We start from the raw sequence: 24,473 nt of genomic DNA, 5'->3' as shown, positions 1-24,473 counted from the left end.
TCCCCGAGCGAGAGCCTGAGGCGCCCCCCGGGTGTGGGGCCTGGGCGCCGGGGTGCGAAACGTGGACGTGCCCAGGGTGCCGGGGTGCGAGGCTCCGCCGAGTGCGAGGTCTGGACGCGCCGGAGTGAGAGGCGTGGGCACCTCCGGCTGCGATCTCTGGACGCCTCGGAAGGCGGGGCGTGTCCGTCCTCGGGTGCCGAGGCTCGGAGCGCCTTCGGGTGGCGAGGCCTGGGGCTCCGCCGAGGGAAAGCCCTGGACGCGCGCCCGGGTGCCGAGGCACGGGCGTCTGGGAGCGAGGGCCTGGACGCCTCCGGGCGACCAGGCGTGGACGCTCCTGAGTGAGGGGCCTGGAGGCCCCGGAGTGAGCCCTGGACGTGCTCGAGTGCCGAGGCCTGGAGCGTCCTCGGGTGAGAGACGTGGAGGCCTTCGGGGGGCTGGGGCTCCGCCCAGGGGAGGGCTGGACGTCTCCGAGGTCCAGCGTGGATGTACCCGTGGGAGGGGCCTGCACGCCTCGGGGTGCGGGGGCTTGGAGGCCCTCGGGTGCCGCGGCTTGGAGCTCCGCCAAGAGAGAGGCTTGGACGCCCCCGAGGTGCGAGGCGTGGGTGTTTCCGAGCGCGATCCCTGGATGCCTCGGGGTGCGGGGCCGTAGACGTCCCCGCAGTGCGACCCTTGGACGTGCCCGGGTGCCGAGGCCTGGGCATCCCCGAGCGAGGGGCCTGGACGCCCTTGGGCGCCGAGGGCTGGGGTGCCCCTGAGTGAGGGGTCTGAACGCCCCAGGGTGCAAGGCGTGGACGCTCCCCGGGTGCGGGGTCTGGACGCGCCGGGGTGCGGGGCGTGGAGGTGCCCGGGTGCCGAGGCCCTGGAGCGTCCCCGAGTGAGAGGGCTGGACGTTCCTGCGGGCGAGGCGTGGATGTCACCGGTTGCAGGCTCTGGACGTCCCGGGGCTGCGGAGCATGGGCGCTCTCGGGTGCCAAGGCCTGGGGGCCCCGCCGAGGGAGAGGCCTAAGTGCTCTCGGGTGCCGAGGGCTGGGGCGCCCCTAGGCGAGGGACCCGAACGCCCCAGGGTCGAGCACTGGACGCGCCCGATGCCGAGGCCTGGGGCGTCCCCGAGCGGGGGCTTGGACCGCCCCCCGGTGCGCCCTGGTGCGAGGCGTGGACGTGCCCGGGTGCGACCGCCGAGGGAAGGGCTAGACGTCTCCGAGGTGCCAGGCGTGGATGTACCCGCGTGAGGGGCCTGGACGCCTCGGGGCGCGGAGGTGCCCGGGTGCTGGGGCTCGGGGCGTCCCCGAGTTAGAGGGCTAGACATCCCCGTAAGCGAGGCGTGAAGTGTCTCCGGGTGCGGTCTCTGGATGCCTCGGGCGCGGGGCATGGGCGCCCTCGGGTGCCAAGGCCCTGAGGCCGCCCCCGAGTGAGAGACGTGGACCCCCGGTCCGGGGTCTGGACGCGCCGGCCCGGGCGGGAGTCCCTCGGGATGCAAGACCTGGGGTTCCGCCGAGGGAGAGACTTGAGCGCCCTCGGGGGGACGAGGCCCGGGGCGTCTCCGAGTACGCGGCCTGGACGCCCCCGAGATGTGGGGCGCGGACGCCCCTGGGGGCCGAGGCGTGGGGCGCCGCGAAGCGCAAGCCCCGGACGCCCCGGGGTTGCCGAGGCCTGGGGGCCCCAACTAGGAGGTCTGGACGCCTCCGGGATGCGAGGCGTGGATGCCCCTAAGTGAGGGGCCCCGGAGGCCCGGGGGTGAGCCCTGGACGCGCCCGGGTGTCGAGGCCTGGGGCGTCCCCAAGCGAGTGCCTGGATCCCCCCGGGGGCGGGACTTGGACGCGCCGGGGTGCGAGGCGCGGGGCTCCGCCGAGTGCGAGGTCTGGACGCGCCGGGGTGGGAGGCGTGGGCACCTCCGGGTGCGATCTCTGGACGCCTCGGGCGCGGGGTATGCGCGCCCTTGGGTGCCAAGGCCCTGGGCCCGTCCCTGAGTGAGAGGCGTGGACCCCAGGTCCGGGTCTGGACGCGCTCGGGTGCCGAGGCCTGGGATGCCCTGGGTAAGAGGCCTGGACGCGCCCGGTGCCGGGGCTTGGGGCGTCTGCGGGCGAGGGTCTGGACGGCCGCGCGGTGTGGGGCGGTGCCTTCTGGGGCGAGGGCTTGGGGTGGGCGTGTTTGTGGTGGTTGCGGGCCAGGGCGTGCTGCGTCTCTTCGGCTGCGCGGGGGAGGCTTGTCTGGGCTGGCGGCTTGGGGAGGGGCGCGTGGGGGTGTGTGAGACGGCGATGGCGGCCTGACGTTGTGTCAGGCCGCCATCTGAAGGGTGTGGGCTTGGTCAGCGGTCCACTTCGCCGCGGATGAACTTCTCGACGGCCTCGCGGGCCTGGTCGTCGTTGTACTGCTCCGGCGGCGACTTCATGAAGTAGGAGCTGGCCGACAGGATCGGGCCGCCGATGCCGCGGTCCTTGGCGATCTTGGCGGCGCGGACGGCGTCGATGATGACGCCGGCGGAGTTCGGGGAGTCCCAGACCTCGAGCTTGTACTCCAGGTTGAGGGGGGTGTCGCCGAACGACTTGCCCTCCAGGCGGACGTAGGCCCACTTGCGGTCGTCCAGCCACGGCACGTGGTCGGACGGGCCGATGTGGACGTCGGCCTTGGCCATCTCGTGCGGGATCTGCGAGGTGACCGACTGGGTCTTGGAGATCTTCTTGGACTGGAGGCGCTTGCGCTCCAGCATGTTCATGAAGTCCATGTTGCCGCCGAAGTTGAGCTGGTAGGTGCGCAGCAGCTCAACGCCGCGGTCCTCGAACAGCTTGGCCATCACGCGGTGGGTGATGGTCGCGCCGACCTGGGACTTGATGTCGTCGCCGACGATCGGGACGCCGGCGTCGGTGAACTTCTGGGCCCACTCGGGGTCGCTGGCGATGAACACCGGCAGCGCGTTCACGAACGCGACCTTGGCGTCGATCGCGCACTGGGCATAGAAGCGGTCGGCCTCCTCCGAACCCACGGGCAGGTAGGACACCAGCACGTCGACCTGCGCGTCCTTCAGCGCCTGCACCACGTCGACCGGGGTGGCGTCGGACTCCTCGACCATGTCGAGGTAGTACTCGCCGAGGCCGTCGAAAGTGTGGCCGCGCTGGACGATCACGCCGGTCGGCGGGACGTCGGCGAACTTGATCGTGTTGTTCTCGCTGGCGTGGATGGCCTCGGACAGGTCCATCCCGACCTTCTTGGCATCCACGTCGAACGCCGCGACGAACTCGACGTCGCCCACGTGGTAGTCGCCGAACTGCACGTGCATGAGGCCGGGGACTCGCGTCTCGGGGGCCGCGTCCTTGTAGAACTCGACACCCTGGACGAGCGAAGAGGCGCAGTTGCCCACACCCACGATGGCTACGCGCACCGAACCCATCCGGTTGCTCCTTCTCTCTTAGCGGAACATGTGGTGTTTTCTTCACCCGACCCCGAAGGCACCGGGCCGCGGGTCAGCGGCCGTTGTCCCGAGGCATGTCCTGATTAGTTTGCGAAGATGATCTTGCTTGTTGTTCCTGCTCCGCCCGCTCGCGCCCGATGAGCTCGTTGAGCCATCTGACCTCGCGTTCGACGGATTCGAGCCCGTGGTTCTGTAGCTCGAGGGTGTAGGAGTCGACCCGTTCGCGCGTGCGTGCCAGGGCGGCGCGGACGCTCTCCAGGCGCTCCTCCAGTCGGCTGCGGCGACCTTCGAGGATCCTCAGCCGGACATCGGCGCGGGTGTGCGAGAAGAAGGCGAAGTGCACGCCGAACCCCTCGTCCTCCCAGGACGCCGGACCCGCCTCGGTGAGGAGCTGCTGGAGCCGCTCCTTGCCGTCGGCGGTGAGCTTGTAGACGATCTTTGAGCGGCGGCTCTGCAACGCCAGCGCCGTGTTCGGCTCCTCCGGCCGGTCCTCCATGATCAGCCCGTTGGTGAGGAGCTGCTTGAGGCACGGGTAGAGCGAGCCGTAGGAGAAGGCGCGGAACATGCCCAGCAACGTGTTGAGCCGCTTGCGCAGCTCGTAGCCGTGCATGGGGGATTCGTGCAGCAGGCCGAGCACGGCGAGCTCCAGCACGCCCGCGCCCTTCTTGCCCGCCATCTCGATTCCCGCTTCCGCAGTGCCGATGTCTCAGTTCGATGTATCGAGTGAATGTATCGCTTCGATACATCGCAAAGATACGTACGGGCGGTCGTCCTGGCAAGTCCAGCACTGGAGACCCTCCCCTGGGTGGGGTTTGGTGGCGTCCGAAACGGGGGGTCCAGGGGTCGAGTGGCGCCCCTGACCAGGGTGGTTGTTGTCCGGTCGTTCCATGGTCGGGGGCGCGGGTGGGCCAGGGAAGTGGAACGGGGTTCTGTGGATAACCTCGCCGCGATGATCTACCGGGGCGGCCGGGGCCGGGCTTACCCTGCTGCCATGCGGGGTCGAAGCCACCGATGAGACCGAGGCTCGTGGTCGACTACGGGCTGGCGAAGCGGGCCGCGCTGGCCGAGCTGAGATCCGGCTCCGTCACCAGGGACGACGCGTGCGACGCGCACCCCTATCTCCTCCGTGCGGCCAAGTGCCACGGCGAACCCACGGACAAGCCCTGCCCGGTCTGCGAACGCGAGCGCCTCACCCACGTGACCTACGTGTACGGGGACGAGCTGGGACGTTACGCAGGGCGCGTGAAGGTTACCGCCGAGCTGGCCGAGATGGATCGCGAATACGGAGAATTCAGGGTGTATGTGGTGGAAGTATGCCAAAGTTGCGCCTGGAACCATCTGGCCATGTCGTATGTCCTCGGCCACGGGGAGCAGAGCCCCGAGCGGTAGACGACCAAGGAGGAAGCCGCCGACCGCGCCGTCCGCGAGGGCGTTGACCAGCCAGAACGACGTCTCGGCGTGAACAGCGCTCCCCCCGCTCACCAGCCCGCACAGTACCCTTCGGACGGCATACGAGCCGTTTGTCCCCCCTGTCGATGAGGTCTCGTGAGTAATCCAAGCCAGCCCCGACCGGAGTCCGGGTCGCAGTGGCCGGGCGGGCAGCAGGTCCCCCGTCTCGGCCGCTCAGATGTCCCGGAAAGTCCGGATGCCCAAGTTGAGGCGAGCCAGGACGACAGTCCGCCCTCCCCAGGCGGTGCGTCCTCCAGTCCAGGCCCCTTCGGTGTCCCTCCCTCTGCGGGGAGCGGTGCTCCCGAGCCGGACGCGACCGCCATCTTCGGCCCTCCGCCCGGCACTCCCCCGGGCGAGGACCCGCTTGCTTCCGGCCACATGGGCGCACCGGGCGCTTCTCCCAGGGGGCCGGGCGGGTTCCAGCAGGGCGGCTCTCCCGGTGGTTCCGGTGAGACGGGTGTTTTGGGATCGTCCGATATCTGGCCGACCGATCTTCCGGGCGGCTCGGGTGGTCCCGCTCATGCCGCTCAAAGTGATGTTGCTAATACCGTTGGTGATATTGGTGGGTTGAACGGTGTTGGGCCGATGGGTGGCCCGACACCGGGTGGCGCGGGTGGTGGAGCTGGCGGTTTTGGTGGGCCCAACGGGCTGAATGCTCCTGCGGTGCCGCCTGGAGGCAATGCTCCGAGAGGCCCCGGTGCGCCTGGTGGTCCCGGCAGTCCTGGTGGGTTTGGTATTCCTGTGGGCCCTGGCGGGCCTGGTGGGTTTGGTGGTCCGGGCGTGCCTTCTGCTGGGCCCGGTGGTGTGGCGGGACCCGGTGCTCCTGGTGGGTTCGGCGGGCCTCAGGGCGGGGCTCAGTTCGGGATGGGTGCACCGGCCAGTGGTGGAGCCGGGGTCGCCGGTGGGCTGGGCGGGGTCAAGGGACGGCTTTCCAAGCTCAGCGTGCCGGGCCTCAAGAAGACCAGTGCTCCTGGACGTAGGCGCATGGGCACGGTGGCCAGCCCCAGCGGACCCGGAGGTCCCCTTGGCCCGGGTGGTCCTGGAGGGCCCGGTGGGCCCGGCGGTCCGGGCGGGCCCGGCAGGCCGCCCGGTCGGAAGCGGACGTTCCTCGATCACTTCCGGTCGCGCAATACGGGATGGCGGCGGTTCATCCCCTCGTGGAAGCTCGTCGCCGGTGTCTGCGTGCTGGGGTTCGCCAGCTTCGTGACGTTGATCTGGGTCGCGTACGCGAACACGCCGACGCCCGCCGAGCCGACGGTGGCGGGTGTGGAGGACCAGGCGTCGATCTTCTACTACAGCGATGGCAGGAGCGAGATCGGAAGGATCGGCAAGAAGCGGCAGAGCGTCGAGTTGAAGCAGATACCGCCGATCGTCCAGGACTCGGTGCTGGCGGCGGAGAACCGGAGCTTCCGCACCGACCCCGGGTTCTCGGTCAAGGGGACGACGCGGGCGGTGTGGGCGAACCTGACCGGCGGGTCGGGCGGTGGGTCCACGATCACGCAGCAGCTCGCGAAGAACTACTACTCCGACCCGACCAACCGGACGATGGACCGGAAGTTCAGGGAGCTGTTCATCTCGTTGAAGCTGGAGGACAAGCATTCCAAGGACGAGATCCTCAAGCTCTACCTGAACACCATTTACTTCGGCCGTGACACCTACGGTATCCAGGCGGCCTCCCGCGAGTACTTCGGGAGGGACGTGTGGAAGCTGACCCCCGACCAGGCGGCCGTGCTGGGCGGGATCATTCAGAACCCGAACCGCGACCCGGGCGAGAAGGCGAACCGGGCGTGGCTGACCGGGCGGTACCAGTACACGCTCCGCGGTCTGGTCTCGATGAAGAAGCTCAGCCAGGCGGACGCCGACCGGTACATGGCGAAGCTGCCGAAGATTCACGAGGCGGGAACGGGCGACCAGCTCTACAGCGGCCAGCGCGGCTACATGCTGATGCGGGCCAAGGAGGAGTTGCGCCGCCAGGGGGTCGACAACAAGGAACTGACGACCAAGGGCCTGCGCGTTTACACGACGTTCGACAAGAAGAAGATGGAGCAGGCGCGGCAGGCGGCCGAGCACACCGTCCCGCAGGTGAATCCGAAGCGGCTCGCGAAGAAGAAGATTCGCGTGGGGCTGGTGTCGGTGAACTCGGCGAACGGCGAGGTCGTCGCGTTCTATGGCGGGCCCGACTATCTCTCGCAGGCGTTCGACAACGTGTGGTCGGGGTCGGCGCAGGCCGGGTCGGCGATGAAGCCGTATGTGCTGGCGACGGCGCTCAAACAGGGATTCAGCCTGAAGAGCCTGGTCGAGGGGCGGTCGATGACGCCGATCGACCCGAAGGGCAATGTCGTGCCGAAGGGCACGCCGAACGCCACCGTTGTTCCGAACAGCCACAATGAGGGTCCCGCGATCGACCTGATCAAGGCGACACAGGACTCGGTGAACACCGCGTTCCTCCAGCTCATGGGCAAGGTCGGCATCCAGGAGGTCATCAAGACCGAGACGGACGCGGGCATCGCGCCCGACCTGTTGAAGCCGCACTCCTGCTGCATCAACCTCGCGCTGGGCGTGAACAACATTCGTCCGATCGAGCAGGCGGTCGGGTACGCGGCATTCGCGAACGGCGGGGTCTATCACCAGCCGCACGTGATCCGCAACGTCAAGATGACCGACAACAAGACGATGCGGCTGAAGCCGAAGTACGAGTCGCACCGCGTCTTCGACCCGAAGGTCGCGGCGGACGCCACCTACGCGATGCAGCAGGTCATCAGGGGCGGCACGGCGACGGCGGCGGCGCTGCCCGACGGAAGGGCCGCCGCGGGCAAGACGGGCACCACCGACCGCAATGTCGCGACGTGGTTCGTCGGTTACGTTCCGCAGATGTCGACGGCGGTGACGCTCTACAACGACGCGACGGGTCCGGACGGGAAGAAGAAGTCCCTCATCCTGCCGGGCGTGGGCGAGGTCCAGGGCGGGACGATCCCGGCGCGGATCTGGCGCAGCTATATGGCGGACGCGACGAGGACGATGGAGGCCAAGGCGTTCCCGCCCCCGGTCTGGAGCGGCATCGTCCAGAAGTGGGCCAAGCCTCCGGTCAAGAAAAAGAAGAAGCACGACGGCAGGCCGCCGTGGTGCGACACCCCGGTCGGCGATTTCGACCCGCGCTGCCAGGGCGACGACGGCGACGATGGTGACGACGGCGACGGTGACAAGCCGCCGTGCCAGTCGCCATTCCCCGAGGGCGGCAACTGCGATCCGAACAAGCCGCCGAGCAATCCGCCGCCGCGCTGGTGGTGCAACATGCACAACGGCGATCCGGCCTGCCGCAGAGGCGGCGGCGGACCCGGCGGAGGCGGCTTCCCGGGCGGAGGCGGCTGGCCCAACTCGGAGGGCATGACATCCCTTCTCGTCAGGCCGCGCGAATGAAGTCACGCGGCGGCGCAGGCGACGAAGCACGAGCCGACGCACGGGAAAACGCATGCGACGACGCACGCGACAACGCACGCGAGGGCAGCCGCGACGGCGTCCGGGACGCCGTCCGGCAACGCGTGGGATGTCGTGCGACGTCGTCACACGCGAACGAACCGCATGGATGAACGACATGGACGAACGGATGGACATGAACCGATGGCGATGGACGGAGGCATGCGACATGGGCCATGGACGACGCCCGCGCACGCCTCCGCGCCCGCTCGGGAGTCCATCCGTTCCCGCGTCCGGAGCGGTGTGTGTATGGGAACGGTCCCGACGAACCGCGCCGACCTGGCAAGATCCAATTTGTCCGGCTTCTCGGGGCGCTGCGGACCTTGCACCACTGACCCCCACGCCTCCACACGAGCAGTACTCTCGGACGACGCACAGCCGTACCCCAGTGATGAGGTCGCGTGAGTAACCCAAGCCGATACGGACCGGAATACGGAGACAGCCCGGGCCGGAGGGGCTCCCCCCGTCCTGCCGCGCCGGGCGCGTCCGGCGCCGTGCCGCCCGGCGGTGCACCGCGCGGTGCCGTCCCCCCCGCTGGTGGGCCCCCCGGTGCTGCCCCCCGAGGCGGCGTGCCCCGCGGTGGCGCGCCGCGTGGTGGCGCGCAGGCCGGTTCGCCGATGCCAGGCCGGGTCGCCCGTCCGGGCCCGAGACCCGGCGGACGCGGCGCGGCCCCCCCGCGCGGTGGTGCTCCCGGCCCTCGCCGCCATGCCCCCAACGCTGTGCGCACCGGTCCGGGAGGCCCCGGAGGGCCGGGCGGTCCCGGTGGCCCCGGTGGTCCGGGTGGGCGCGGCGGACCCAGCGGTCCGGGCGGTCCCGGAGGTCCCGGGGACGGCGGACGCGGACGGCGCGGCAAGCGGGCCGGCAAGCCGAAGAAGACCGGCTGGCGGCGGTACGTCCCGTCCTGGAAGATCGTGCTCGCCGTCTTCACGGTGCTGGTGCTCGGCGCGGCCACGCTGGTCTTCGTCGCCTACCAGAACACCCCGATCCCGGACGAGGCGCAGCAGGAAGCCGTCCAGCAGGAGTCGGTGATCTCCTACAAGGACGGGACGGCGTTCGCCCGGATCGGCACGCACCGCGAGAGCATCCCGCTCTCGAAGGTCCCGCCGGTCGTGCAGAACGCCGTGCTCGCCGCGGAGGACCGCAACTTCTGGCACGAGCCGGGCATCTCGCCGACCGGCGTCGCGCGCGCGCTGTTCAAGGCGGCGACCGGCGGTGACGTCGAGGGCGGCTCGACGATCACCCAGCAGCTCGCCCGCAACTACTTCCAGGGGCTCAGCCAGGACCGCACGATCAGCCGCAAGCTGAAGGAGATCCTGATCTCCATCCGCGCGGGCCAGGAGTACGACAAGAAGAAGATCCTGGAGCTCTACCTCAACACCGTCGCGTTCGGGCGTTCGGCGTACGGCATCCAGGCCGCGTCCCGCGCCTACTTCCACACGACCGTCGACCACCTCGACGTGTCCCAGGCGGCGATGCTGGCCGCGATGATCCAGCGGCCGTACTACTTCGTGTCCTACGGCCAGGAGTCCAACCCGGCCAAGCAGGCGCTGGTCCAGCGCTGGAACTACGTCCTGAACGGGATGGAGAAGGAAGGCTGGATCACCTCCGCCCAGCACGCGGCGGCGAAGTTCCCGAAGACCCAGAAGGCGTGGAGCGACGTCAAGGGCGGCCCCCAGGTCGGGTACATGCAGGCCCGGGTCATGGCGGAGCTGGAGCAGCTCAAGATCAGCAAGCAGGACGTCGAGACCGGCGGTCTGAAGATCACGACCACCTTCGACCGGGAGCTCCAGGACTACACCGCCACCGTGGTCAACCAGGTCAAGAAGGAGTCCAACCTGGGGAAGGACATCCACTTCGGGCTCACCTCGATCGACCCGGCCACGGGCGGCGTCGTGGCCGCCTACGGAGGCCCGGACTACGCCAAGCAGCAGTACGACGACTCCTTCCAGGGCGCCGTCCAGCCGGGGTCGTCGTTCAAGCCGATCGTGCTGGCGACGGCGCTGAACCAGGGGGTCAGCCTCCAGACCACCATGGACGGCAGCTATCGCAGGGTCATCAACGGGGCGCCGTTCACGAACGACAGCAAGGGTGAGAACGGCGTCTACAACCTCAAGGAGATGACGGCGCAGTCCATCAACACGGCGTACGTCGAGCTGGGGCAGAAGGTCGGCCTCGACAAGGTCGCCGACATGGCGATCAAGATGGGCATGCCGGCCGACACCGACGACCTGAAGAGCGGCTACACCAGCCTCCCGCTCGGTGTCATCAACGCCAGCCCGCTCACGATGGCCTCGGTCTACTCGACGTTCGCGGCGGAGGGCGTGCACCACCGCCCGCACGTGATCGCCAAGATCGTCGACCGGAACGGCAAGCGCGTCCGGCTGCCGTGGGACAAGGACGACGGCAAGGGCGACCGGGCGTTCTCGACAGGCGTCGCGCGGGACGCGACGTCGGCGATGCGCGCGGTCGTCACGACCGGTACCGGTAAGGCCGCGAGCCTCGGCGCGCGCCCGGTGGCGGGCAAGACCGGTACCACCGACCAGAACAAGTCGGCATGGTTCGTCGGATACACCCCGCAGCTGGCGACCTCGGTCGCGATGTGGCGCGAGGACAAGCGCAAGGTGCGGCAGTCGCTGGTCGGTATCGGCGGCTACAGCCAGATCTACGGTGGTACCGTCCCGGCCAAGGTGTTCAGGCTCTTCATGACGAAGGCGCTGGAGGGCAAGGAGATCGCCCAGTTCGGCGCGCCCGTCAACGGCGGCAGCATCGCGCCGTGGGCCGCGCCGAAGCCGACGACCTCGCCGACGACCTCGCCGACGCCGACGACCTCGCCGACCTGCACCCCGAACCGGCCAGGTCAGGAGCGGCCGCAGACGCCGAACGGCCGTCCGTGCGAGTCGCAGTCGCCCACCCCGACGATCTCGCCGACGACCAAGCCGCCGACCACGAAGGTGCCGTGCGACCAGTTCGGGATGCCGCTCGGCTGCGACCCCGATATGCCGCCCAACGGGCCGGACATCGAATGGTGGTGCCAGCGGGGCCACCAGGACCACCCGAGGTGCAAGGAAGAGACCCCCACGCGCCCGAACCCCTGACGATCGCTGGAGGAGCGGCCCAGAACCCGTACGGGTTCTGGGCCGCTTTCTTGTCTGGACGTTCGCGGCGGGCGCGGGCGCCGGTGGTCGACCAATAGTCTGCTGTCCATGTCGTCTTCGGAAAGGCTCGGTATGTCCACCGCCGACACCGGCAGCGATGGGGCGGACGGACGCGGGCGACTGGTGCGGCTGGTCCCCGTCCTCACCGGCGTGACGGCCCTTGTGTGCGCCCTGGGCTGGCTACAGAAACAACCGTGCGCGACGACGAAGTTCGACTTCCTGAAGACGACGACACGCGCCTGCTACACCGACGTCTACCCGCTCTATTACGTGCGCGGGCTGAACGACGGCAAGGTCCCCTACTTCGACTCGTTCGACACCGCCGGATCCGATATCCACCACGTGGAGTACCCGGTGCTGAGCGGCGGGTTCATGCAGGTGGCGGCGTGGCTCGTCCGTCCGTTCGGGGTGGACGACCGGGGGATGGCGTTCTACCACGTCACCGCGCTCCTGCTCGCGCTGCTCGCGATAGCGGCCGTTCTGGCGACGGCGTACGCGGCGGGTCGCAATTCCCTGCGGGTCGGGCTGATGGTGGCGTTGTCGCCCGCGCTCCTGCTCACCGCTTATATCAACTGGGATCTGCTGGCGGTGGCGTTGTCCGCGCTGGCGCTGGCGGCGTGGTCGGCGCGCCGTCCCGCACTCGCCGGCGCGATGCTGGGGTTCGCGATCGCGGCGAAGTTCTATCCGCTGCTGTTTCTGGGACCGCTCGTCCTGTTGTGCGTCCGGGCGGGGCAGTGGCGCGCGATGGGACGGATGCTCGCCGGGTCGGCCAGCGCGTGGCTGCTCGTGAACCTGCCCGTCATGCTTTTCGCCTGGGACGGCTGGAAGGAGTTCTACACCTTCAGCCAGAAACGCGGCGTCGACTGGGGCTCGATCTTCTTCTTCCTCCAGGACCACGGAATGAAGGGGCTGGACGACACCGACCATCTCAACAGGCTCGGCACGGGCACGTTCCTGGTTCTCGCCGCCGGAATCGCCGTCCTGACATTGGCGGCGCCGCGCCGTCCACGGCTCCCCCAGGTGATGTTCCTCGTGCTGGTCGCGTTCATGCTGCCCAACAAGGTCTGGTCGCCGCAGTATGTGCTGTGGCTGCTGCCGCTCGCCGTTCTGGCCCGTCCCAAGCTCCCGGCGTTCCTGCTGTGGCAACTCGGCGAGGTCGTCTATTTCTTCGGTATCTGGTGGTATTTGTTGTCGGTGTCGAGCCAGGTACCGGGATCCGATCTGGGTGCCACGGTGTCCGCTGTTTTCAGCCTGGACGCGCCGGAGGGCGGGATCAGCCACGACGTCTACGGCATCGCTCTGCTGGCACGTTTCGTGACCGTTCTGCTGCTGGCGTCGCTGGTCGTGTGGGACATCCTGCGGCCGTCCGGTGACCCCGTCCGCGCGGACGGGGTGGACGACCCCGCCGGGGGTTTCCTGGACGGCGCGCAGGACGTCATCTCCCTGGGCCGGTGGCGCGCGCCGCGCCGCGAGGCCGTCGCCGCGCTCTGACCAGCCTCCTCAGCCTCCCCAGTCGGCTCAGCCGCTTCAGAAGGTTCGGGGGGTTCGGGCGGTTCAGGCGCGTAGTGCTTCGACGAACCATGCGAACGTGGGCGTTAGCGTCGGCGGCACGGGCCAGCCGTTGATGATGGCGAGCAACTGCCAGTAGCGCTCGGCCCTCGGGTCGTTGCCGACCTCGATCCGGGCCAGCAGGAGCCGCCTGAATTCCGGGCCGTCCTGCTCATCCAGCATCGCGGCGTAGGCGCTGGCCAATTCGTCCACGACGGGGCGCGCGGACGCGGCGTCCGGTGCGACGCCCGCCGCGATCGCCTCCCCGACCTTCTGCCGGGTGAGTTCGGTGAGTTCCGCCCAGACGCCCTGGTCCCGGTTCTTCTCGGACGTCGAGTCCGCGTGCTGTTCCGCCATTCGCCGCACGGACGCGCGGAAATCCGGATCGCCGACCAGTTCGGCCAGCTCCACCCAGGCGTCGACCTGCTCGGGTTCGGGGTCGTCCGGCAGCTCGGGCAGCGCGGACCGCATCCTGGCCGTGAAGCCGGGGTCCACGTCGAGGCCCGCGAAGGACGCGTCGACGAAATCGGTGATGATCCGCCGCCGCTCCTCGGCGGAGAGTTTCGCGAGCTTGTGCATGAGTTCCATCTCCTCGGGACTGGACTTGAGCTCGGCGACGGCCCGCAACACGGCCCGGCGCAGCCGGAGCGTGCGGATCTGCACGTCCAGCGCGTCGGCGTGGGCCGCCGCGACCTCGCCGACCGTGATCTCGCGGGCCAGCAGCCGCTGGATCGTCGCGAGGTCGACGCCGAGGTCGCGAAGCGTCCGGACCAGGTCGAGCCGGGCCGCCGCCGCCGGGTCGTACAGCCGGTATCCGGCCGCCGTCCGGCGGGTCGGCGGCACCACGCCGGAGTCGGAGTAGAACCGGATCGTGCGGACGGAGAGCCCCGTCCGCCGTGCCAGGTCCCCGATCGTGTAGAGGGTGCCGCCGTCCATGTCCCCTTACCTTGCGGCCTCCACTTGGTGGAGACTCAAGCGCCGAGAGCGCGAAAGCGTGGAAGCGCGAAAGCGTGTAAAGCAGAGAGCGCGTACGGGGAGGACCGTACGCGCTCTCTTCGGATTCCGTATCGGGCGGCCTGCTGTATCCCAGAGCAGGCCGTCCAACCGAATCCGGGTCGGGTGCCTTGGGCGCCCCAGGCTCAGCCGCCGATGTCAGGCGACACGCGTGGGGTCGTCGATGGTGGGGAAGCCGCCCTCGCGGTGGGCGCGCCGCACGTCCTTGACGTACTCGCGCGTGAACATCGCCGACAGCATCGCGATCCCGCCGCGGTGGACGCGGATCTCCGCGTGCCGCATCTCGCCCCTGATCACGACGCGGCGGCCCTCGCCGTTGGTCCCCGTCCAGTCCTTGACGCGGCCCCGGCCGAGGAAGCGCAGGTCCCAGTGGTCGACGCCCGCGTCCTCGGGCACCAGGAGCTTGAGCATCGCGTGGTCGAGATCGACGTCGATCTCGATGTCGCCGTCCCCGATCAGCGGCGAACGCAGGTCGAGGACGATCGACCCGCGACGGCCGCGCACCTCGAACGCGCGGGCCTCCGTCCAGGAGCCGAGCTTCTTGATCGACCTGTAGTGGCTGTGGACGCGGACGGGGAGGGTGGTGGGCGTGGTGTCCATCTCGGTCTTCCTTCCGGAATCGGGCAACAACCTCGCTTGGAGAGTCTCTCTAATTAAGAGAGTAACCAGGATAGAGAGAATCGTCAACGGATGGCGCGTGCCAAGAAGGATCGACCCGGGTCAGCGCGTCGCGAAGGGATGGAACGGATGCCGGTGTGCGAGCATCACGCCAGGCCGAAGGGGCGGGAGAGGCCGTGAACGCGGACCGGGCGATGGACGAACTGCTCGCCGAACGGCTGAGGCCGGGCGTCTACCAGTGGCGGACGCTTCCGGATGGGCCGTGCGCGGCGGGCGGCGCCGGATGGGCGGGACGGGCCGAGAAGGCCGGCTGGCGCGCGTTCCACCTGGACGGACACCGCGTCCGCGACAAAGACGCGTTCCTACGGCTGTGCGCCGAGGTCTTCGCGTTCCCCGAATGGTTCGGCGGCAACTGGGACGCCCTGGAGGACTGTCTGGCCGACCTGTCCTGGGCGCCCGCCTGCGCCGGTTACGTGGTGCTGTACGAATCGTGGGCCGAGTTGGCCGAAGCGGACCAGGCCTCGTTCCGGACGATCCTGGACGTCTTCGCCGACGCGGTCGAGGCGTGGCGGGACACCCCCACCCCCATGACCGTGCTCCTGCCGAGCACAGGTGCGGAGGTGGCGGGCGTCCCCCGGCTCGCCTGAGCCGTCAGTACGTGGTGGACGTGTCGTGGTTGATGCTCCAGATCGCCGCGCCGTAGATGCCGACGATGACGATCCAGTAGATCAGGCCGAGCAGCGCGAAGATGTATCCGAGGATGAGCCCGGCGGTCGCCATGCCGCCGCCGCCCTCCCCGGTGCGCTTGATCTGCCCGTGCGCCACGTGTCCGAAGATTACGGCCGCGGCGGAGAACACGACTCCGCCACAGGTCAGGACGCCGATGATGCCGAGCACCATCGAGGCCACCGCCATGCCGTTGTTGCGCGGGACTATCGGCGGGCCGCCGCCGTAGTAGTGGTGCTGCACGGGGGGCTGCTGGTAGTGCTGGCCGTAGGGATCCGACCCGTAACCGCCGTACGGGTCGTAGGGAGGTTGTGCCATTGCTTCCCGATCGGTCGCGCGCCCGCCGTCGCAAGGGTGCCGCACGTGCGCTGAGGGCTGGGGATTCGGACTGTGTCAACGCTGTCGATGTTCGAACGACGTCACCACAAGGAAGATCCTCGCACTTTTAGATGCTGGAAGATCCAGTCCGGTTCCCGGTGATCCTTAGCCGAGCGCCGGACCGGCCCGTCCGAGGTCAGCCCCAGCAGGACCGATCCAATCCACCCGAGGACCACTACCCCGGCCGGGATTCGATCCGATCGAGGCTCAGCCCAGCCGGCTCGGCCGGGCTCAGCCCGGTCAGGGAGTCGGCCCGAACGGGGGTCGGCGTGGCCCAATGGTCGGCCCGCTTGGAGATCGGCCCAGGTGGGTGCAGCCTGATCGGAGGTCGGCCAGGGGGGAACGGCCCGGTTGGTGGAGGTCAGCCCAGTCGAGGCCAGCGCGGCTTGGAAGTACGGACGGACGGCCTGCTCGGGACGGCCCGGTGGGGTTCGAGCCGGTCGGCGGTCAGTCCAGGTTGGCGCGCAGCCAGGAGATGTCGTCGGCGTGCCCGGCGGCCGGGGTCTCCACGACGACGGGCGCGGCCGCCGCCCTGACCACCGACAGGATGAGATCGGTGTCGATCTTGCCGGTGCCGAGGTTGGCGTGCCGGTCGGCACCCGAGCCGAACGCGTCCCGGCTGTCGTTGCAGTGGACCAGGTCGATGCGTCCGGTGATGGCCTTGATCCGGTCGACCGCGTCGATGAGTTCCTCGCCCGCCGCGTGCGCGTGGCAGGTGTCGAGGCAGAAGCCGAGCTTGCCTTCGAGGCCGTCCACACTCGACAGCACCTCCCACAGCCGGGAGATCCGGTCGAACTTCCGCGCCATCGCGTTGCCGCCGCCCGCGGTGTTCTCGATGTAGACCGGGATCGGGCACTCGACCCGCTCGAACACCTTGCGCCAGTTCTCGAAGCCCAGCTCGGGGTCGTCGTCCTTCAGGACGTGCCCGCCGTGCACGATCAGCGCCTTCGCGCCGATCGACGCGGCCGCCTCCAGTTGCTGCGTCAGGTTCTTGCGGCTGGGTATGCGGATCCGGTTGTTGGACGTCGCCACGTTGATCGTGTACGGCGCGTGGATGTACACATCGACGCCCGACCCGTCCAGCGCCTCGACGCCCTCGGGCAGGACGGGCTTCTTCCAACCCTGCGGATCGCCCAGGAAGAACTGGACGACGTCCGCGCCGATGGCACGCGCGTTGTCGAGCGGGTTGGTCTGGTCGACGTGGGCTCCGATGCGCATGACACCGAGGTTAGCCGCGACGTCCGACATCCACGCCCGGATCCGGACGGGAGCCGGGCGCGGGCCGGGATGGGATCAGAAGGCGAAGCCGCCGTGGCTGATCGCGAAGCCGCCGCCGACGAAGGCGGTGACCATTCCGATGACGTTCAGCCAGCGCTCGTTGGTCGTCGCGGAGATGAGCTGGGAGTAGAGCGCCAGCGGCAGGCCGATCACGGCCGCGAGCGCGCCGAAGAAGTGCGTGGCCGGGATCGAGCCGAGGATCAGGGCCGCCACCCCGATCGTGATGGCCGCCACCGCCAGCGCGTTCTCCAGCGGGTGGCGTTCTGTGTCGACGTTGACGGCGGCCTGCTCGCGCCCGGCTGCCTCCTGTGACATCGGGTCCCTCCTCCAGATCGTGGCGAGCGCGTCCGACGCAAGCGGTGCCTGCGGCCCGACGGGTCGTGCGGTAGAGGATTCCCAAGGGATCGGTAGATCAACCAGCGCGGTCGTGCGGAAAATGTCGGCGGCACCCGGTAACGTCGAACATGATTTCGAAAGGTGCCCGCGAGCGGCCGAGCGGAGGCGAGGCGATGAACAAGAGCGAGCTGGGGATCATCGGTGACGCGGAGCTGGTCGAGGAGTTGTCGCTGCTGACGACCCAGACGGCCCGGATGCGAGCCCGCATGGCCGACATCATGGCCGAGCTGGAACGCCGGCGCTGCGCCAAATCCACCCACCCGACGGGCGCAAGACGCTGACACGCCCCACCCCCGCCAACCGGCCAGTGCCCACGGCGCAGCTGCCGGGTGCACGTACTCGCCCGCGCCCGGCAACGTCCATCCACGCATCCCGCCCCCGCCCCCCGCGCCCGTCCACGCATCCGGACCACGCCAGGCCGCCCCCCCGTGCCCGGTCACGCCAGGCCGGGCCGCACAGGGTCGGCCGGACCGGGCCGCGTCCTGTCGAGCTGCGCCGCGCCAGATCGCGACAGATCACGCCGGGTCGGGCCGCTTCGGGCCGCACCAGGTCGGCTGGCCGCCCCATGCCACGCCATGCCGCGCCATGGGGCCATGCCGGGCCAGGCCGCGGCGCGTCGGACCGCCCGGACTGCTTCGGGTCGGCGGGGCTGGACGGCATCGTGCCGCGCCTTGCCGGGCCGCGCCGGGCTGCCGCCGGGCCACGCCAGGCCGGGTCTTGTCGGGTTGGGTCGCGCCGGACCAGGGCGCGCTGGACCGCTCGAGTCGGCGGGCCGCGCCAGGCCGGGCCAATTCGGGTCGGCTGGGCCGCGTCGGGGCGGGCTGCGCCAGGCACGCCAGGCCGGGCCGCGTTGGGCTGTGCCGTGCCGGGTTGCTCCGTGCCGGGCCGCCCCTTGTCGGACTGCACCGCGCCAGATCGCGTCGCGCCGACCGGGTCACGTCGACCGGGTCACGTCGACCGGGTCACGTCGACCGGGTCACGTCGACCGGGTCACGTCGACCGGGTCACGTCGACCGGGTCGCGCCGCACCGCCTGGAGTCGGCCGGGACGCGCCAGGCCGAGCCGGGGCCGGGTCGCGTCGGGTTGGTTTGCTTGCCGTTGCGGCGGGTTGCGTGGGTCGCGGTTGGACGTGCGGCTTGTCGGTTGCGGGGTCCGGCGGTTGGCTGGGTCGTCCGCCTGCCATGTGTTCGACTGCGTCCGTCACCGTTTCGGAGCTGGGGTCGGCTGCGTGCGTTGGTCCGGGGGTCCTTGCGGAGGGACGGGGTGCCGTGGTGTGCGGGAGGGGGTGGGGCGGGGTGGAAACGGCTCGTACGCTGCTGACAGTTGGTAGCCTGTATCGGTCTCGCGGCGGGCGCGTCCGGCGAATCCGGATCAGGTGCCACCGCGGGAGACGCAAGAGCCCTCCTGTCACGGAGAGACCGTGACCGCACCAGTCCAGAGGAGGTAGGGACACAGCATGCGTCGTTACGAACTCATGACGATTCTCGACCCCGCCATCGACGAGCGCACCGCGAACGCGGCGCTCGACCCGTTCCTGAAGGTCGTCAAGGACGGCGGCGGCAGCGTCGAGAAGGTCGAAGTCTGGGGCCGCAGGCGCCTGGCGTACGACATCCAGAAGAAGTCCGAAGGCATCTACGCGGTGGTCGACCTGTCGGCTGAGCCTGCCACGGTCAAGGAGCTCGACCGTCAGCTCAACCTGAGCGAGTCGATCCTCCGCACCAAGGTCATCCGTCCCGAGGTCCACTGAGCCCGGCTCAGCCCTCACACCAGCCGGAGCGAGCCCCATGGCAGGCGACACCGTAATCACGATCGTCGGGAACCTCGTCGAGGACCCGAATCTGCGTTTCACCCCGAGCGGCCAGGCGGTCGCGTCATTCCGCATCGCCTCGACCCCGCGGAGCTTCGACCGCCAGTCGGGCGAGTGGAAGGACGGCGAATCGCTGTTCCTGACCTGCAACGTCTGGCGGCAGGCGGCCGAGAACTGCGCCGAGAGCTTGCAGCGCGGCATGCGGGTCATCGTGCAGGGACGGCTCAAGCAGCGTTCGTACGAGACGCGCGAGGGTGAGAAGCGCACCGTCTTCGAGATCGAGGTCGACGAGGTCGGCCCGTCGCTGCGCAACGCCACCGCGAAGGTCAACAAGACCCAGCGGCAGGGCGGCGGAGGCGGCGGCTTCGGAGGCGGCGGTGGCGGTGGCCAGGGCGGCGGCGGCTTCGGCGGTGGCGGCCAGGGTGATGGCGGCGGCTTCGGCGGCGGCCAGCAGCAGGGCGGCGGCGGCTTCGGCGGCCAGCAGAGCGGCGGCGGCGCTCCCGCCAACGACCCCTGGGCCACCGGTGGCGGTGGCGGCGGGGGCGGCGGCTACTCCGACGACCCGCCCTTCTAACCCGACTCCGGCCAGGCGACCGGGCCCGCGGGCTCCGGTTCGGGCCACCCCGCCCGGCGGCGCGCGACGTCCGCCGGGCGCACAGCAAGACCAGGACATGTACACGCCCATTCCCGCGAGAGCGGGGCTCTCATAAAGGAGCACCACGATGGCGAAGCCACCTCCCCGCAAGCCGAAGAAGAAGGTTTGCGTTTTCTGCCAGGAGAAGATCTCCTACGTCGACTACAAGGACACCGGTCTGCTGCGTAAGTTCATCTCCGACCGCGGCAAGATCCGTGCCCGTCGGGTGACCGGTAACTGCACCCAGCACCAGCGGGACGTCGCCACGGCGATCAAGAACGCCCGCGAGATGGCGCTGCTGCCCTACACCAGCACCGCGCGCTGAGTCAGGGGGACACGATCATGAAGCTCATCCTGACCCAGCAGGTCTCCGGCCTCGGCGAGCCCGGGGACGTCATCGAGGTCCGCGACGGCTACGGCCGCAACTACCTCGTCCCCCGCGGGTTCGCCATCAAGTGGACCCGGGGCGCCGAGAAGGAGATCGACTCGATCAAGAAGGCGCGTTCGGCCCGCGAGATCGCGACCGTCGAGCACGCCAAGGAGGTCGCCGGTCGGCTCCAGGCGCTGCGGGTGACGCTGCGCACCCGGACCGGCAGCAACGGCCGCCTGTTCGGCGCGGTGACCGCCGCCGACATCGCCGAGGCGGTCAAGGCCGCCGACGGCCCCGACCTGGACCGCCGCCGCATCGAGATCGGCAACCCGATCAAGACCGTCGGCACCCACCGGGTCAGCGTGCGCCTGCACAGCGACGTCAACGCCACGATCGACGTCAACGTCGTCGAGGCCTGACACCCGTTCGGCGAAACGGCCCTCACATCCCCTGGCCGGGGACGTGAGGGCCGTTCGTTTGTCTCGGTCCGTCCTTCGGTGACTCTGGGTTGTCCGCCTCGGCCGATTCGCGCGCGTGCGGGTCGAGGTTCAGCGGAAACGTCCCTGAATCGCCCGGTGCTTGGTCGTTCGGCGCAGTGATCGCTACGTTCCGTTAGGGATCATCGCGGGACGAAGGGGGACGGTGTTGATCGAGCAATCGCCGGACGGCATGACCGACCGGGGACGCGACGGCTCCCGGGTGACGCGCCGTTCGCTCATCGGGGGCGTGGTGGGGGCGGGCGTGCTGGCCCTCGGATCCACGGCCGACGACATGGCCATGGCCCTTTCCCTGGACGACCCGGACGATCAAGGCGGCCTGGACGATCCGGGCCGGTTCATGGCGGATGCGCCGAACGTCCGCCCGCGCGCCGACTGGAGCGCCAGGCCCCCCAGACGGCCCGCGACCATCCTCAACCGCGCGCCGGACCGCATCATCGTCCACCACACCGACACGGCGAACTCCGACGACGGCTCGCTCGCCCACGCGTACGGCCTGTCCCGGTTCATCCAGAACTTCCACATGGACAAACGCGGCTGGGACGACGCGGGTCAGCAGTTGACGATCAGCCGTGGCGGCATCGTCATGGAGGGGCGGAACCAGTCGCTGAAGTCCATCCAGGCGGGCGTGCTGGCGGTCGGCGCGCAGGTGCTGCACCACAACGAGCACACGATCGGGATCGAGAACGAGGGCTCCTACATGACGAAGGAGGTCCCCGATCAGCTGTGGGCGTCGCTGGTGGAGGTGTGCGTGTGGCTGTGCCGCCGGTACGACCTGACGCCGTCCGACGCCATCGTCGGGCACCGCGACTACAACAAGACGGCGTGCCCGGGTGACGTCCTCTATGCGCGCCTGCCGGAGCTGCGCAGGTCGGTCGCGGCCCGCCTGGACGGGGCGCCGAAGGCCGCGCAGGAACCGCCCCGTCCGAAGCCGCGACCCAAGCCGCGTCCGGACCCGACGCCGGACGACCAGGACTTCGGCCAGCTGCCGGACGAACCGCGCCCCGACCCGATGCCCGACATCCCGGGCCTCCCGTCCTTCGACGACTTCGACTGACCCGCCGCCGTCGGACCGGCGGAGGCCGGTTACGTTTCGGGCGTGGTGTAGCGGGTGCGGCGGCGGGCGATCTCGGGGTCGATGCCCTCGACCAGCGACCAGATGCCCGCGACCCGTTCCACCAGGGTCTCCGGTGGCAGCCCGGCCAGGCCCTCGGCCGCCAGGTCGTCGATCGCCTGCGTCAGCCGGGCCATCCGCTCGCCGTGCGTGGAACACATGTTCGAATAGTAGCGAGTGTGGCAGCCGGTGCGGGTGCGGTTCGCGGATTTGCGCCGCGGTTCCGCGGCCGTGACCTCCGCATGGTGTGATCTAGGGCATGACATCGCCGAACACCGTTTCGCTCAGCGGGCACGGGCTCGTCCTGCGCGAGTGGCGCGACGACGACCTCGACGCGCTGAGGGAGCTGTTCGACGACCCTGAGGTCGCTCACTGGACCCCGTTGGCCTCGCCGTTCGACCGCGTCGCCGCCACGCGGTACCTCGCCCGCGTCCGCGACAACCAGGCGCGGGGCGAGCGGCTCCACCTCGCCATCACGACCGACGGCGTCGAGCCGAGGGGCGAGGTCATGCTGAACAGGGTCACGGGGACGATCGGGTACGCGGTCGGGGCCGCGTATCGCGGACAGCGGCTGGCGGTCCGCGCACTCCGACTGCTGACCGAGCACGCCCACGAGGCCTACCGGATGCCCCGGGTGTACCTGGAGATCGAGCAGTCGAACGCCGCCAGCGCAGCCGTCGCCCGCTCCGCCGGTTACACGCTGACCGACGCCGCGCCGGTGCTGGTCGAGGACAAGGGACGCGAGCACACCCTCCTCACCTGGGTCCACGAGAAGCCCACCGGCGCCTAGGACGCGCCCTCCGCAGCGCCCTCAACCATCGCGCGGACGCGTAGCCGAGCGGTAGAGCGACCCGGAGGCAAGGCCCACCGGGAATGATCGCGAAGCGATGCCGCGCCCGCCAGAGGAGCGGTCAGGGCCGCGAGCCGCCAAGCGAGCGGTCGTGGACCAGGCGGGACTTGGACAAACACAGCCGCCGGACGAGCTGTCGGGGGCTGGGGCCTCACGAGCGCATCCTCCGCGCGAGAACCGCAGGGCGGGGCTTCTTGAGCACATCCTCCGCGCGGGGGGGGGCGCGATGGGCCTCTTGAGCATGTGCTCCGCGAGGGTCGCAGGGCGGGGCGTCATGAGCACAGCCGCCGCGCCAGGGTCGTGGGCCCGGGGCTTCATGAGCGCAGGCGTGACTTCGCGGAATACGGCAGCGACTCAGCGGACGGCGCCGGTGATCAGCCAGCGGTCGCCGCGGGCGCGGAGGCCGAGGGTGAGCAGCCGGGCCGCCATCCACAGGCCGATCGCGAGCCAGAGGCCGACGAGCCCCGCGTCCGCCCAGTAGAGGAGCAGGGCCGCGGGGAGGAAGACGACCGTCGCGACGAGCGTGGTCGCCGCGAGATAGCCGCCGTCGCCCGCGCCGATCAGAATTCCGTCCAGGACGAACACCACGCCCGCAATCGGTTGCAGGAGCGCGACGACGATCAGCGAGACGAGCAGCAGGTGCCGGACGTCGTCGTCCGAGGTGAACAGGCCGGGCAGCCACGGGCGGACCGCGAGAATCCCCAGTCCGAGCACGACGCCGCAGGCCACGCCCCAGCCGACCATCCGCCGGGTCACCGCGCGGGTGCCGGGGACGTCGGCGGCGCCGAGGTAGCGTCCGGTGATCGCCTGGCCCGCGATCGCGATGGAGTCCAGGGCGAACGCGAACAGCGTCCACACCTGGAATCCGACCTGGTAGGCGGCGATCTCGGCGTCCCCCATGCGCGCGGCGATCGACGTCCCGACGATGAGGACGACCCGCAGCGCCGCCGTCCGGATGAGCAGCCCGAAACCGGCGGTGACGGACGTCCGCAACCCGGCCAGGTCGGGGCGCACAGACGTCCCGTGCTCGCGTGCCGCGCGCGTCACCACCGCCACGTACACGGCGGCGCTCGCGGTCTGGGCGATGACGGTGCCCCAGGCCGAACCGGCGATGCCCCAGTCCAGGACGAGGACGAAGACGACGTTGAGCAGCAGGTTGAGCGAGAAGCCGCCGATCGAGACGTACAGGGGCGTCCGGGTGTCCTGGAGGCCACGGAGCACTCCCGTCCCGGCAAGCACGATCAGCATGGACGGGATGCCGAACAGGCTCACCCGCAGATAGGTCTCGGCGTATGGCGCCACGGACGCGGATGCCCCGAACGCGTCCACGATCCACGACGCCAGCGGCCACCCGGCGAGAACCAGCGCGGCGCCGATCACGAGCGCCAGCCACATCCCGTCGACGCCCTGCTTGACCGCCGCCCGCAGGTCCCCGGCGCCGACCTGCCGCGCCACCCCCGCCGTCGTCCCGTAGGCGAGGAAGACGCACAGGTAGACCAGCGTGCTCAGCGCCTGCCCGGCCACGCCGAGACCGCCGAGTTGCGCGGTGCCGAGGCGTCCGACGATCGCGGAGTCCGACAGGAGGAACAGCGGCTCGGCGACCAGTGCCCCGAACGCCGGGACGGCCAGCCGCAGGATCTCGCGGTCGTGGGCGGTAGCGCGCCGCAGGGGGGAGCCGATCATGTCGCCCACACACTACCAGCCTGTAACTTTCTAAGAAATTTCACCCATTACATCGAGAGAAGTGGCCGACTTTCTT

Annotated in this window: 21 protein-coding genes; 12 read left to right on the top strand and 9 right to left on the bottom strand. The window is 70.0% G+C overall.

Translation table 11 applies throughout. From position 1 onward, the window contains the following. Window positions 1-2,305: 2,305 nt before the first annotated feature. Together K2F47_RS28305 and K2F47_RS28300 are read right to left on the bottom strand one after the other, a co-directional pair. Window positions 2,306-3,385, bottom strand: a complete 1,080-nt coding sequence (locus K2F47_RS28305; protein WP_242908623.1) for an inositol-3-phosphate synthase — start codon at window positions 3,383-3,385, stop codon at window positions 2,306-2,308. A gap of 73 nt (window positions 3,386-3,458) precedes the next feature. Next, on the bottom strand, window positions 3,459-4,082 hold the full coding sequence (locus K2F47_RS28300; RefSeq protein ID WP_242908621.1) for a PadR family transcriptional regulator: 624 nt from the start codon (window positions 4,080-4,082) through the stop codon (window positions 3,459-3,461). A 350-nt stretch (window positions 4,083-4,432) separates the two neighbouring features. On the opposite strand from K2F47_RS28300, the gene K2F47_RS28295 reads away from it, so the two are divergent. The 4 genes from K2F47_RS28295 (at window position 4,433) to K2F47_RS28280 (ending at window position 12,975) form a co-directional block, all read left to right on the top strand. Beyond that, window positions 4,433-4,795, top strand: a complete 363-nt coding sequence (locus tag K2F47_RS28295) for a DUF5318 family protein (RefSeq protein ID WP_242908619.1) — start codon at window positions 4,433-4,435, stop codon at window positions 4,793-4,795. 1,269 nt (window positions 4,796-6,064) lie between these two features. Continuing rightward, the gene (locus K2F47_RS28290; RefSeq protein ID WP_242908617.1) at window positions 6,065-8,272 is read left to right on the top strand and encodes a transglycosylase domain-containing protein; all 2,208 of its coding nucleotides are present in this window, start codon (window positions 6,065-6,067) and stop codon (window positions 8,270-8,272) included. Between the two features lie 776 nt (window positions 8,273-9,048). After that, entirely contained in the window at window positions 9,049-11,424 is a 2,376-nt protein-coding gene (locus K2F47_RS28285; RefSeq protein ID WP_242908615.1) for a transglycosylase domain-containing protein, read from the top strand. Window positions 11,425-11,532: 108 nt separating this feature from the next. Further along, window positions 11,533-12,975, top strand: a complete 1,443-nt coding sequence (locus tag K2F47_RS28280) for a glycosyltransferase family 87 protein (RefSeq protein WP_242908613.1) — start codon at window positions 11,533-11,535, stop codon at window positions 12,973-12,975. Window positions 12,976-13,038: 63 nt separating this feature from the next. On the opposite strand, the gene K2F47_RS28275 is transcribed toward K2F47_RS28280, so the two are convergent. After that, complete coding sequence (locus K2F47_RS28275) at window positions 13,039-13,968, bottom strand: MerR family transcriptional regulator (RefSeq protein WP_242908611.1); 930 nt, start codon at window positions 13,966-13,968, stop codon at window positions 13,039-13,041. Window positions 13,969-14,184: 216 nt separating this feature from the next. Next, window positions 14,185-14,646 carry a hypothetical protein gene (locus tag K2F47_RS28270; RefSeq protein ID WP_242908609.1) on the bottom strand — a complete coding sequence of 154 codons (462 nt, stop codon included), beginning with the start codon at window positions 14,644-14,646 and terminating at the stop codon, window positions 14,185-14,187. Window positions 14,647-14,840: 194 nt separating this feature from the next. On the opposite strand from K2F47_RS28270, the gene K2F47_RS28265 reads away from it, so the two are divergent. Further along, the gene (locus tag K2F47_RS28265; RefSeq protein ID WP_242908607.1) at window positions 14,841-15,311 is read left to right on the top strand and encodes a barstar family protein; all 471 of its coding nucleotides are present in this window, start codon (window positions 14,841-14,843) and stop codon (window positions 15,309-15,311) included. Window positions 15,312-15,315: 4 nt separating this feature from the next. Here the strand turns inward: K2F47_RS28265 and K2F47_RS28260 are convergent, their stop codons facing one another. From K2F47_RS28260 to K2F47_RS28250, 3 genes are all read right to left on the bottom strand, one after another. Beyond that, a complete protein-coding gene (locus tag K2F47_RS28260; protein WP_242908605.1) occupies window positions 15,316-15,708 on the bottom strand; it encodes a DUF4190 domain-containing protein in 393 nt (130 codons plus the stop codon). A 507-nt stretch (window positions 15,709-16,215) separates the two neighbouring features. Next, window positions 16,216-16,986, bottom strand: a complete 771-nt coding sequence (locus K2F47_RS28255) for a deoxyribonuclease IV (RefSeq protein WP_242908603.1) — start codon at window positions 16,984-16,986, stop codon at window positions 16,216-16,218. Window positions 16,987-17,061: 75 nt separating this feature from the next. Continuing rightward, window positions 17,062-17,361, bottom strand: coding sequence for a hypothetical protein (locus K2F47_RS28250; protein WP_242908601.1), 300 nt, complete (start codon window positions 17,359-17,361; stop codon window positions 17,062-17,064). A 194-nt stretch (window positions 17,362-17,555) separates the two neighbouring features. Between K2F47_RS28250 and K2F47_RS28245 the strand changes: the two genes are divergently transcribed. The 6 genes from K2F47_RS28245 to K2F47_RS28220 all read left to right on the top strand — a co-directional run bounded on the left by K2F47_RS28245 (window position 17,556) and on the right by K2F47_RS28220 (window position 21,807). After that, the gene (locus K2F47_RS28245) at window positions 17,556-17,723 is read left to right on the top strand and encodes a hypothetical protein (RefSeq protein WP_242908599.1); all 168 of its coding nucleotides are present in this window, start codon (window positions 17,556-17,558) and stop codon (window positions 17,721-17,723) included. A gap of 1,175 nt (window positions 17,724-18,898) precedes the next feature. Next, window positions 18,899-19,189, top strand: coding sequence for a 30S ribosomal protein S6 (rpsF, locus tag K2F47_RS28240; protein ID WP_242908597.1), 291 nt, complete (start codon window positions 18,899-18,901; stop codon window positions 19,187-19,189). Between the two features lie 37 nt (window positions 19,190-19,226). Next, the gene (locus K2F47_RS28235; RefSeq protein WP_242908596.1) at window positions 19,227-19,823 is read left to right on the top strand and encodes a single-stranded DNA-binding protein; all 597 of its coding nucleotides are present in this window, start codon (window positions 19,227-19,229) and stop codon (window positions 19,821-19,823) included. Window positions 19,824-19,971: 148 nt separating this feature from the next. After that, window positions 19,972-20,208, top strand: coding sequence for a 30S ribosomal protein S18 (gene rpsR / locus K2F47_RS28230; RefSeq protein WP_019631633.1), 237 nt, complete (start codon window positions 19,972-19,974; stop codon window positions 20,206-20,208). Between the two features lie 17 nt (window positions 20,209-20,225). Continuing rightward, complete coding sequence (gene rplI, locus K2F47_RS28225) at window positions 20,226-20,672, top strand: 50S ribosomal protein L9 (RefSeq protein ID WP_242908595.1); 447 nt, start codon at window positions 20,226-20,228, stop codon at window positions 20,670-20,672. Between the two features lie 226 nt (window positions 20,673-20,898). Beyond that, window positions 20,899-21,807 carry a peptidoglycan recognition protein family protein gene (locus K2F47_RS28220; RefSeq protein WP_242908594.1) on the top strand — a complete coding sequence of 303 codons (909 nt, stop codon included), beginning with the start codon at window positions 20,899-20,901 and terminating at the stop codon, window positions 21,805-21,807. Window positions 21,808-21,836: 29 nt separating this feature from the next. Here the strand turns inward: K2F47_RS28220 and K2F47_RS28215 are convergent, their stop codons facing one another. Beyond that, window positions 21,837-22,025 carry a hypothetical protein gene (locus tag K2F47_RS28215; RefSeq protein WP_052357975.1) on the bottom strand — a complete coding sequence of 63 codons (189 nt, stop codon included), beginning with the start codon at window positions 22,023-22,025 and terminating at the stop codon, window positions 21,837-21,839. Window positions 22,026-22,123: 98 nt separating this feature from the next. Here K2F47_RS28215 and K2F47_RS28210 point away from each other — a divergent pair, with 98 nt between their 5' ends. After that, window positions 22,124-22,654: a GNAT family N-acetyltransferase gene (locus K2F47_RS28210; RefSeq protein WP_242908593.1), complete on the top strand. Its 531-nt coding sequence runs from the start codon at window positions 22,124-22,126 to the stop codon at window positions 22,652-22,654. A 414-nt stretch (window positions 22,655-23,068) separates the two neighbouring features. Here the strand turns inward: K2F47_RS28210 and K2F47_RS28205 are convergent, their stop codons facing one another. Next, window positions 23,069-24,397 carry an MATE family efflux transporter gene (locus K2F47_RS28205; RefSeq protein ID WP_242908592.1) on the bottom strand — a complete coding sequence of 443 codons (1,329 nt, stop codon included), beginning with the start codon at window positions 24,395-24,397 and terminating at the stop codon, window positions 23,069-23,071. Between the last annotated feature and the right edge of the window lie 76 nt (window positions 24,398-24,473).

Source organism: Actinomadura terrae (assembly GCF_022751215.1).
Lineage (GTDB): Bacteria > Actinomycetota > Actinomycetes > Streptosporangiales > Streptosporangiaceae > Spirillospora > Spirillospora terrae.
This window is presented reverse-complemented; position numbering and strand designations above follow the sequence as displayed.

Coding starts and splice junctions, on each gene's coding strand:
- K2F47_RS28305 (WP_242908623.1), bottom strand. CDS start 3,385: ATGGGTTCGGTGCGCGTAGCCATCGTGGGTGTGGGCAACTGCGCCTCT.
- K2F47_RS28300 (WP_242908621.1), bottom strand. CDS start 4,082: ATGGCGGGCAAGAAGGGCGCGGGCGTGCTGGAGCTCGCCGTGCTCGGC.
- K2F47_RS28280 (WP_242908613.1), top strand. CDS start 11,533: ATGTCGTCTTCGGAAAGGCTCGGTATGTCCACCGCCGACACCGGCAGC.
- K2F47_RS28275 (WP_242908611.1), bottom strand. CDS start 13,968: ATGGACGGCGGCACCCTCTACACGATCGGGGACCTGGCACGGCGGACG.
- K2F47_RS28270 (WP_242908609.1), bottom strand. CDS start 14,646: ATGGACACCACGCCCACCACCCTCCCCGTCCGCGTCCACAGCCACTAC.
- K2F47_RS28260 (WP_242908605.1), bottom strand. CDS start 15,708: ATGGCACAACCTCCCTACGACCCGTACGGCGGTTACGGGTCGGATCCC.
- K2F47_RS28255 (WP_242908603.1), bottom strand. CDS start 16,986: ATGCGCATCGGAGCCCACGTCGACCAGACCAACCCGCTCGACAACGCG.
- K2F47_RS28250 (WP_242908601.1), bottom strand. CDS start 17,361: ATGTCACAGGAGGCAGCCGGGCGCGAGCAGGCCGCCGTCAACGTCGAC.
- K2F47_RS28245 (WP_242908599.1), top strand. CDS start 17,556: ATGAACAAGAGCGAGCTGGGGATCATCGGTGACGCGGAGCTGGTCGAG.
- rpsF (WP_242908597.1), top strand. CDS start 18,899: ATGCGTCGTTACGAACTCATGACGATTCTCGACCCCGCCATCGACGAG.
- K2F47_RS28235 (WP_242908596.1), top strand. CDS start 19,227: ATGGCAGGCGACACCGTAATCACGATCGTCGGGAACCTCGTCGAGGAC.
- rpsR (WP_019631633.1), top strand. CDS start 19,972: ATGGCGAAGCCACCTCCCCGCAAGCCGAAGAAGAAGGTTTGCGTTTTC.
- rplI (WP_242908595.1), top strand. CDS start 20,226: ATGAAGCTCATCCTGACCCAGCAGGTCTCCGGCCTCGGCGAGCCCGGG.
- K2F47_RS28215 (WP_052357975.1), bottom strand. CDS start 22,025: ATGTGTTCCACGCACGGCGAGCGGATGGCCCGGCTGACGCAGGCGATC.
- K2F47_RS28210 (WP_242908593.1), top strand. CDS start 22,124: ATGACATCGCCGAACACCGTTTCGCTCAGCGGGCACGGGCTCGTCCTG.
- K2F47_RS28205 (WP_242908592.1), bottom strand. CDS start 24,397: ATGATCGGCTCCCCCCTGCGGCGCGCTACCGCCCACGACCGCGAGATC.